The sequence below is a fragment of the Schnuerera sp. genome, from assembly GCF_035459645.1.
Lineage (GTDB): Bacteria > Bacillota > Clostridia > Tissierellales > Tepidimicrobiaceae > Schnuerera.
This window is the reverse complement of record NZ_DATHXO010000129.1, coordinates 1-1,769: the sequence shown is the minus strand read 5'-3', so window position 1 is coordinate 1,769 and position 1,769 is coordinate 1. Positions and strand designations below refer to the sequence as shown.

The window sequence follows — 1,769 nt, the reverse complement described above, 5'->3', positions numbered from 1 at the left end:
CCACTTTTAAGGAGCAGAAATAATGGAAACTGCATTGAGAAATGAGTTGGAAACTAAAATTGAAGAATTAAAACCACTTGAAGATGGAACGGGCTATATATTCCCCACAAACGCACCAGAAGGGGCTACAAGGCCTTATTTAGTTTATACGAGGATTAGTACTAAAAAGATAAAAACCCTTGAAGGAATACAGAATAAAGAGTACCTTTCTTTCATGTTTTCAATTATGGCTACAAGATATGGGGATATGAAAAGAATTACTAAAAAAGTGGAAAAATTATTAATTTCATTACCACAAACAAAGATAGGAAATTTCTATGTGGAAGATATTGACATAAATAATATTCATGAGGTTTACGAACATGAGTTAAAAGTTAATAGAGGGATTATTGACTTTACAATATATTTTGAGGAGGTAGAATAATGAGTAAAGCAACAAGAGCTTTAGGTACAAAATTGCTTAAAGGTGAACAAGCAATAGGAGGACTTACTTCTATTGGGGGGATTGAAATTACAGCAGATGAAATTGATGTAACTACATTAGATTCAGATGGTGGTTATAGAGAGTTTATAGGTGGATTTAAAGATGCTGGAGAAGTACCGATTGAAGGTTTTTTTGACGCTGAAAATGAAGGTCAATTGGCAATGGAAACATCGCTAGATGATGGATTAGCAGAAGATTATAAGATTAGTTTCCCTACTAAACCACCAGCTGAATGGGATTTTAAAGCAGTTGTAACAGGATTTAAGGTAGGAGATGTAGACGTAGATGGAAATATAACATTTGGAGCTACTTTAAGGATTAGTGGCAAACCAAATTTGACAGTTACACCAGAAGTATAGGCTAGATTAATTTTCTAGCCTTATTTTTATATATAGGAGATGATTAAATGAGTTATTATCCAATAGAATTAGACAAAGAAAGAAGTTTTAAGTTTGGTATGAAGGCAATTGATAGGGTTGAGAAGAAATTTAAGAAGCCTATAACTTCAATCCAAATGGATGAATTAACAATGGAAAATTACGCAGTGTTATTTCACGCTGGACTAATGCATGAGGATAAAGAATTAACGCCAGATAAAGTAATGGATCTGATAGATGAATATTCCACTATGGGTAAAGCATCAAAAATAATGTGGGAAGCTTTTAATGAAAGCTTAAAAACTGGTGATGAGGAAGAAGAAAAACTAGAGATATTAATAAAACTAAAAGCAATGCTTGATGGTGGAATAATTACAAAAGAAGAAGCGATTGCAGTTGTAAATGGAGAAATGGAAGTAAAAAACGAGTAGAAGATAGCGAGACTTGGACTGTAGAAGGTGCAATGAAGCTTGCTATCTCTGTAGAGGTGCCAATGAGTGAATTTTGGGAAATGACTCCATATGAATTAAATTTAACAGCAGAAGGTTATTGGGAAAGACAGAAAATAAAACAAAAATCAGATCAAAAGCAATTGACATACCAAGCGTATTTGATTAGTCGCTGGGTGTGGAATAAGGATATAAAGATAGAAGAAATATTGGAGAGTATAGATGAAAATCAGCAAGAGAAAAAAGTAATGACAGATGAACAGATGTTAAATCAAGTGAAGATGTTGAATAGCTTGTTTGGTGGAGAGGTTAAAGAAAATAGTTAATCCTTGTAATCTTTGGGAATATTATATAATATATAGATAATAGGGAGGGATTAACTATGGGTTTATATGGTTCACCAGATGTAAGTAATTTATACTCTAATAAAGATGATAAAAAAGCAAAGAAGAAGAGCAG

Annotated in this window: 4 protein-coding genes; all 4 read left to right on the top strand. The window is 32.8% G+C overall.

What is annotated here, in order from left to right; translation table 11 throughout:
* Positions 1-46 precede the first annotated feature (46 nt).
* The 4 genes from gp17 to VK998_RS02980 all read left to right on the top strand — a co-directional run bounded on the left by gp17 (position 47) and on the right by VK998_RS02980 (position 1,636).
* Complete coding sequence (gene gp17 / locus VK998_RS02995) at positions 47-424, top strand: tail completion protein gp17 (protein ID WP_325225321.1); 378 nt, start codon at positions 47-49, stop codon at positions 422-424.
* Positions 424-843 (top strand): phage tail tube protein, encoded by a 420-nt coding sequence (locus VK998_RS02990; RefSeq protein WP_325225319.1) that lies wholly within the window; start codon positions 424-426, stop codon positions 841-843. The genes gp17 and VK998_RS02990 overlap by 1 nt, the downstream gene beginning before the upstream one ends.
* Positions 844-890: 47 nt before the next feature.
* A complete protein-coding gene (locus VK998_RS02985) occupies positions 891-1,292 on the top strand; it encodes a hypothetical protein (protein ID WP_325225317.1) in 402 nt (133 codons plus the stop codon).
* A 62-nt stretch (positions 1,293-1,354) separates the two neighbouring features.
* The gene (locus VK998_RS02980) at positions 1,355-1,636 is read left to right on the top strand and encodes a hypothetical protein (RefSeq protein WP_325225315.1); all 282 of its coding nucleotides are present in this window, start codon (positions 1,355-1,357) and stop codon (positions 1,634-1,636) included.
* The last annotated feature ends 133 nt before the right edge of the window (positions 1,637-1,769 follow it).

What these genes read in the sequence shown, in the direction of transcription:
- VK998_RS02980 (WP_325225315.1), top strand. Translation starts at nt 1,355, where the DNA reads ATGAGTGAATTTTGGGAAATGACTCCATATGAATTAAATTTAACAGCA.
- VK998_RS02990 (WP_325225319.1), top strand. Translation starts at nt 424, where the DNA reads ATGAGTAAAGCAACAAGAGCTTTAGGTACAAAATTGCTTAAAGGTGAA.
- VK998_RS02985 (WP_325225317.1), top strand. Translation starts at nt 891, where the DNA reads ATGAGTTATTATCCAATAGAATTAGACAAAGAAAGAAGTTTTAAGTTT.